Source organism: Microcystis sp. LEGE 08355, assembly GCF_015207185.1.
Classification (GTDB): domain Bacteria; phylum Cyanobacteriota; class Cyanobacteriia; order Cyanobacteriales; family Microcystaceae; genus Microcystis; species Microcystis panniformis.
In genome coordinates this window covers 1-6985 of sequence record NZ_JADEXI010000222.1, presented here as the reverse complement: position 1 = coordinate 6985, position 6985 = coordinate 1, and the positions used below count along the sequence as shown (strand labels likewise).

Sequence of the window (6985 nt, the reverse complement as noted above, 5' to 3'; positions counted from 1 at the left end):
GGGACGTACCGTCAACTATCATCTCGATCTCGGGGAAGTATTACAATCGCTCCGGGTGACGGGTAGCGCGCGCGTGGAAGCCTGGAACGGTCGTTTCGGTTTGATTTTCGACGGTTATTACGCCAGCTTGAGAAACGTGATCAACCTGCAGAAGACAAGGGTTCGAGAGCCGAATTTTATCAACTCCTTGAATTGGTTGCTGAGTCGGGATGCCAACCAGAGCATTCAAAAAGCGATCAATGGACTCGAAGGCATCTCCCAGTCGGTCGATCGGATACAAGGATTAAAAGAAGAGGGGAGCTTTCAAGAGGCAGGAGACAAAATTCGAGCCTTACGACAGGATATAGCCCTAAAAACCGAACAATTAAGCCAATTACCAGCGGCAGCCCAAGAATTGCGCAATCAGATACGGCAAGAAGTCGCCCTTCGGGAGGAACAATTACAGGAACTGGAAACGGCGATCGATAACGCTCGGCAACGTTTCCAGCAAGAGATCGTTCCGAAAATCGAGCAGGCGCAGGAACTAAAGACGACCCTCGCAGAAATTCGACTGGAGGTGCGGCAAGAGGTCGAGCGAAAAGCCGAGCGCCTAAACGAATTTAAACAGGCTCTTGACAGCCTTCAAGGACAATTGGCCGAACGCCAGAATACTTTACAAGAAATGGTCGTAAAAATTCAGACTCTCCCCGAGGTGGATATAGGTGAGATTCGGGATAATATCGATATTCGAGATCTCCGGGATTTAGAGAAGAAAATAGCAGAATTACCCCGCGATCCTGCCTTTAGCGATCGGCTAGGAAATTTGAAGGATTTTCAAGAAAAGCTCTCGCAAATACAGGAAGCACTGGCTAGAGGGCAGGAAAAAATTCAAGAATTGCGGGGGTTAAAAGATAGCGAACCCCTGCAACAACTGCAAGGGAAGATTCAAGAGCTACAGCAGTTAAAAGATAGGGAACCCCTGCAACAACTGCAAGGGAAGATTGAGGAGTTGCGGCAGACTAAAGATAGCGAAATCCTCCAACAACTGCAAGCGAAAGTTCAGGAGCTACAGCAGTTAAAAGATAGCGAACCCCTGCAACAACTGCAAGCGAAACTCCAAGAGTTACGGGAGCTAAAAGATAGCGAACCCCTGCAACGACTCGAACAAGAAATTCAGAACGCCCGAGAATCGCTCGAACAACTAGAACAAACAATGCAACAGGTACAAGAATTCGCCGACAATCGCCAATTACAGCAACTCGAAGCGGATTCGGAAACAAACCTACAATTCGATCAGGGCATCTACGATTTCGCCGTCAGTTACCACATCGGCGCTCCGATCAGCCACGAACTGCCCGAAAAACCCTCTAATCGCTCTTTTCCCTTAATTTGGTTCCAGCCCTATGCGGGCCTTCGTCTCAATAGTATCAGTATTGATATCGAGGAAACGCTTACCGTACAGCTATCCAGTCCCCTCGTCAACTTCAGCCAAACCTTCCAACAAACCTTCAGTCAGGGGAGAACTTGGTTTGAACCGCTCCTCGGCGGTAAATTTGGGGTACAGGTGTCCGATCCGATCACTTTATGGATTCGGGGAGACGCTTCCGGTTTCGGGCTGGCCGGCGATACAGACCTAAGCTGGAACCTCCTCTTCGGAGTCGATTGGTGGGTGAATCGCCAAATTTCCCTGCAATTCGCCTATCGTTTCTACGGGATCGAGTATAAAAACGGTAGTGGCGATAACGCATTCGGTTTTACGGAAAACTTTAACGGACCCTTTCTCGCCGCCACTTTTCACTTTTAACTTAGTGTCAGCATTCGTCCCTCGCGCTTAGTGCGATGGGACGGGGCTTTTCAAGGGGCGAAGTAATTCACCCCAGGGTTCCCCTCAAGAATGCTGACCAACATATAGACAATTCCCCAAAACTATGTTATCATAGTTATAGTTTCTTGATAACTCTTATGGACAAAGCGTACAAATTCAGACTTAAGCCTAATACCGAGCAAGAAATAGCCTTAGCTAAAAGCTTTGGCTGTTGTCGTTGGTTTTGGAATTATTCCCTGAATTTATGCCAAGAAACCTATAAAACCACGGGAAAAGGACTGACACGAAACTATATTCAAGGACTATTGCCCAGTCTCAAAAAAGAATATGAGTGGTTGACAGATGCTTATTCTCAGTGTTTACAGGTTGTTGCTTTGAACTTATCGCAAGCTTATCAAAATTTCTTTGAGAAACGAGCTAGATTACCAAGATTCAAATCTAAACATGGTAAACAATCAATTAGCTATCCAGCTAAGGTCAAATTTGAAGGTGACTACCTCAAATTACCTGGTAAAGTTGGCTTAGTTTATTGTGTTCGTCATCGGGAATTTGCAGGAACAATTAAAACCGTTACTATCTCAAAAAACCCAGACGGTAAATACTACGCTTCTATTTTAGTTGATGATGGACAATCTCCCCTGCCCCCCTTGATAAGGGGGGTGCCGAAGGCGGGGGGAGCTACCCTTAATCAGGGTGGTGACGAAGACGGGGGGATAGATGGAAAAGCCATAGGAATTGATTTAGGACTTAATCATTTTGCTATTACCAGCAATGGTAGTAAATATGATAATCCTAAACATTTAGCTAAACATCAACGCAATCTAAAAAGGAAACAACAAAAGCTATTGCGTAAAAAGGAGGGAAGTAACAACCGTCAAAAAGCTAGACGTAAAGTAGCTAAAGTTCACTCTAAAATCTCAAGATGTCGTGAGGATTTTCTCCACAAGCTATCCCGTAAGATAGTTAACGAAAACCAAGTTATTGCTGTAGAAAACCTCAATGTTAAAGCCATGGTACGCAATCATAATTTAGCTAAGGCTATTAGTGATTGTAGTTGGGGAATGTTTTGTACAATGCTTAAATACAAGGCAGAATGGCAAGGAAAAACCTATATCGAAGTTGATAGGTTTTTCCCTAGTTCTAAGACTTGTCATGTCTGTCTAAATCAAGTGGGTAGTTTATCCCTTGATATGAGAATATGGACTTGTGAACATTGTCAGACAACTTATGACCGGGACATAAATGCGGCAATAAATATTCGAGATGAAAGCTTACGGATATTGTCGTTAGGAACTAGCGATACTGCCTATAGAGGGGATGTCAGACCAAAAGCTGGGCGTAAGTCTGTCTTGAGGCAATCCCCTGTGAAATAGGAAGCTCTCAACGACCTTGAGAGTAGTTCACTTATTGTCATTTACCCTAGCCAAAAACCGCATGATTAGCCATAGTTTACCAGGTCGTTTTCCCAGAAATAATCCCACCCGTCGGCTGCGAGCTTTTCTCCTAGGTCTTTTCGCCGCGGGTATGACCGCTTTACCCCTAAAAGCCGCCGAAGAAATTGAATTTGTCTATACTCCCCTCGTCTTTTCCGTATCGGTAGCATCCCTAGAAACCTTTGCTAAAGAAGGCAATATCGACGCTAATTTAAAAAGATTTCTGGCCAGAGCAACTCCCGAAGCAAGAGAGCAGTTTCGTGAAGCTTTATTAACAAAAATTGACATTAATCCTGTTTTACTATCTCGTTTTTTTAATAGTGTGATGGGTGCTGATATGCTCTCTCGTTTGGGCAAAAGCATCACCATTCAAGGGGGAATTAATGGTAAATATGCCCTGCGGGGTGCGATTGTTAGTGCCGCTTTTGAACCGGGAGGATTAACCCTTTTAAATGTCCTGAAAAAATTACCCAATAATATCCAGTTACAGGGGGAAGAAATCCTGGGATTAGCTAAAGCCCTTGATTATGCCGTTTATGTGGCGGAAATATTTATTAAAGATATGCGCCTCTGGACAGCCGAGGAAGCGGCTGCCGTTAAACCACCGATTAATTATACCAGTTTACCCGATCTGCGTCAGCGCGGTAGCTTTCAGGTAAAAAAAGAAGTTTGGAACCTAACCGATAGCAGTCGCAATCGCAGTTTATATGTGGATGTTTATATCCCGCAAACTTTCCGAGAGGGTAAAACACCTGTAATTATTTTTTCCCACGGATTAGCCTCGCGACCAGAAGATTATGCCCAAGCAATTGAACATCTAGCTTCCTACGGATTTTTAGTAGCAGCACCGCAACACCCCGGCAGTGATATTAAATACCTGCAAGGAATGTTAGCTGGGTATTATCGCAATATTTTTGATCGAGATGAGTTTATTAACCGACCCAAAGATATTAGCTTTGTCATCGATGAATTAGCAAGACGTAATGCTAGTCAATTTCAAGGTAAACTTAACCTCACCAATGTGGGAGTAGCTGGTCATTCCTTCGGAGGTTATACTGCCATTGCTGTTGCCGGTGCTTCCATCGATTTTGATAATCTTGCTAAAGATTGTAACCGTCCTTATTCCGGGATTAATATCGCAATTTTACTGGAATGTCGCGCCCTAGAATTGCCTAGACAGGTCTATAATTTTCGCGATGAACGAGTCACGGCCGTCTTTGCCGCTAATCCCGTTAACCGCAGTATTTTTGGGGAAAAAGGTTTAAGTAAAATCTCGATTCCTGTCCTCCTGGGTTCTGGAAGTTATGACCCGGCAGCTAATCCGATTTTTGAACAGGCCATTCCTTTTACTTGGTTAAAAACTCCGGAGAAATATCTGGCCATGGTCGAGGGACAAGCTCATGTAAATTTTACGGAATTGGATGCAGGAATGCAGAAAACCCTGGAATCTGTGGTCGATATCACTTTGCCTAATCAAAATTTAATCGAGGATTATACGGGGGCTTTATTGGTGGCTTTTTTTGAAGTTTATATTGCTGATAATGAAAAGTTTCGTCCTTTTCTTCTGTCTAGTTATGCAGAATATCTCAGTCAGGGACAAAAGTTTAAATTAGACTTTATTACTGCCGCTTCTGACGAGAAATTATCTCAATTAATTGAAAAATTGCGAGTACATAGGCAATAGTAAAACGTAGGGTGCGTTAGACGGCAAAAATTCCTGTTTTGACTTGAAGGTAACAATCCGTCCTAACGCACCACCTATCATCAACTAAGTAAAACCTAGGGTGCGTTAGACGGCAAAAATTCCTGTTTTGACTTGAAGGTAACAATCCGTCCTAACGCACCACCTATCATCAACTAAGTAGCTGGTTACAATTAAAGATAAAATACAAAAAACCAGAAGCCTGTCCCACTATCTAACAGTTAATTGAGATTACTTACTTATTAAGTGTCAAGTTCGTTGTTTTCTTTTCACTGATGACTGATGACTGATGACTGATGACTGATAACGGAAAAATCTCCCCACTGCCCCCCTGCAAAAAAGATTCTCTTGAGTTGTATAATCTCTAAAGGATTAGCGTACTCAAGAAAAAAATTATTTCATGCTCAGAAAAATTAGACTATCATACTTTGGCTTAATTTTAGGCAGTATTTTAACGGTTATCGGGATCATCGGTTATGCCCAAGGTAACGCCACGGTAAATTTAGCGGGGTTTTTCTACGGATTACCGTTATTATTGGGAGGTTTAGCCCTAAAAGCTTCAGAAATCAAACCTATACCCTTCAGTAAACCCACTAGCCCCGAAATATTGCAATTGCGCCAACAACAGGCCACTGTCACCCAAACCAAACTTCGCAACGATGTCACCCGCTATCGCTACGGACAGGAAGTGCATCTGGATGAAGCCCTAGAAAAGCTGGGATTAAGCCCCACGGACGAGGAAAGACCGACTTTAGTGGCAATTCGTGAAACTGCTGTTGATTCCGCCTATTGTCTCACCCTAGAATTTGAATCGCCCCTTTTACCCCTAGAAAAGTGGCTGGCAAAACAGGAAAAAATCGAAAGATATTTTGGACCAGGAATTAAAGCCGAAATTAAGCAAGTTGACGAGGAAAAAATTGATTTAGCCCTAATTACTATCCCTAACGCCTAAATGCTCACGCCTATTCAGTATGGCTTCTTAGCACTCGCTGCGGTGGCTGCCGGCTTAATTAATGCTCTTGCCGGTGGCGGTAGTCTGATTACTTTTCCGACGCTGATGGCGGTGGGTATCCCACCAGTGATGGCAAATGTGACTAATACCGTCGCTTTATGCCCCGGTTATCTGGGGGCAACTCTCGCCCAAAAAAAAGACCTGCACGGGCAACAAAAACGGATTAGGTTATTACTACCATCGGCATTTATTGGCGGCATTATCGGTGGTATTTTGCTGTTAAATAGTAGTGATAAAGTATTTGAGCGCCTGATTCCTTTTCTGATTCTTTTAGCGGCGGCTTTATTGGCTTTTCAAGATACTTTACGCTCTTGGTTGCAGCGGCGACAGGGGGACGAAAATGGTCATATCCCAGAAATTTTGGCGGTTTTACCCATCGCTCTCGCTTCAATTTATGGTGGTTATTTTGGGGCGGGTTTAGGGGTGATTGAGTTAGCAATTTTGGGCTTATTTATCAAGGATAATCTCACGAGATTAAATGCTTTAAAACAGTTGCTTTCTTTGGTGGTTAATGTAGCGGCATCTTGGTTTTTTCTCTTTTCTAATCAGGTATATTGGTCGGCGGCGATAGTGGTAGCAATTGGCTCTTTAATTGGGGGTTTATTGGGGGGAAAACTAGCCAGAATTATCTCTCCTAGTTATCTGCGCTGGACTGTGGTAATTCTGAGTATTATTATCGCTACAGTTTATTGGCTTCGTTAACAAAATGTTTGTCAATAAGGTGTTTTATTGATGGAGATTGATAGATTTTTTCCTAGTTCTCAAATCTGTTCTATAGCGTTTCCCAATCTCATGAGGTACACCAAAATCTTAACTCCTGACTCCTCAAAACCTAAGACTCTGTACCTCACAACTATGGGAATTGCTATAATTGTCTCTATCATACCAAATCCGTAAGGTGGGCGTAAGCTGACAGGGGGACAAGCCAGCTGAAAAGCTTATGTAGCATGGAATACAGACACAGACTCCAAAAAAAGATAAGTCATATTTACCATATATGACCTAAATAACGAAAATGATAAGTGAACTATACC

The 6985-nt window shown here is 43.2% G+C and carries 5 protein-coding genes; all 5 read left to right on the top strand.

The genetic code is table 11. The features are described 5' to 3' along the window. Positions 1 to 1783 (top strand): chromosome partitioning protein ParA (locus tag IQ242_RS12570; protein ID WP_193960207.1); only part of this gene is annotated, 1783 nt, incomplete at its 5' end. Positions 1784 to 1941: 158 nt separating this feature from the next. Continuing rightward, on the top strand, positions 1942 to 3177 hold the full coding sequence (locus IQ242_RS12565; RefSeq protein ID WP_193960206.1) for an RNA-guided endonuclease TnpB family protein: 1236 nt from the start codon (positions 1942 to 1944) through the stop codon (positions 3175 to 3177). A gap of 61 nt (positions 3178 to 3238) precedes the next feature. After that, the gene (locus IQ242_RS12560; RefSeq protein WP_193960208.1) at positions 3239 to 4921 is read left to right on the top strand and encodes an alpha/beta hydrolase; all 1683 of its coding nucleotides are present in this window, start codon (positions 3239 to 3241) and stop codon (positions 4919 to 4921) included. A gap of 418 nt (positions 4922 to 5339) precedes the next feature. Next, positions 5340 to 5891 (top strand): DUF2854 domain-containing protein, encoded by a 552-nt coding sequence (locus tag IQ242_RS12555; RefSeq protein ID WP_193960205.1) that lies wholly within the window; start codon positions 5340 to 5342, stop codon positions 5889 to 5891. Next, a complete protein-coding gene (locus tag IQ242_RS12550) occupies positions 5892 to 6653 on the top strand; it encodes a sulfite exporter TauE/SafE family protein (RefSeq protein ID WP_193960204.1) in 762 nt (253 codons plus the stop codon). Positions 6654 to 6985: the final 332 nt, after the last annotated feature.

What these genes read in the sequence shown, in the direction of transcription:
- IQ242_RS12565 (WP_193960206.1), top strand. Translation starts at nt 1,942, where the DNA reads ATGGACAAAGCGTACAAATTCAGACTTAAGCCTAATACCGAGCAAGAA.
- IQ242_RS12560 (WP_193960208.1), top strand. Translation starts at nt 3,239, where the DNA reads ATGATTAGCCATAGTTTACCAGGTCGTTTTCCCAGAAATAATCCCACC.
- IQ242_RS12555 (WP_193960205.1), top strand. Translation starts at nt 5,340, where the DNA reads ATGCTCAGAAAAATTAGACTATCATACTTTGGCTTAATTTTAGGCAGT.
- IQ242_RS12550 (WP_193960204.1), top strand. Translation starts at nt 5,892, where the DNA reads ATGCTCACGCCTATTCAGTATGGCTTCTTAGCACTCGCTGCGGTGGCT.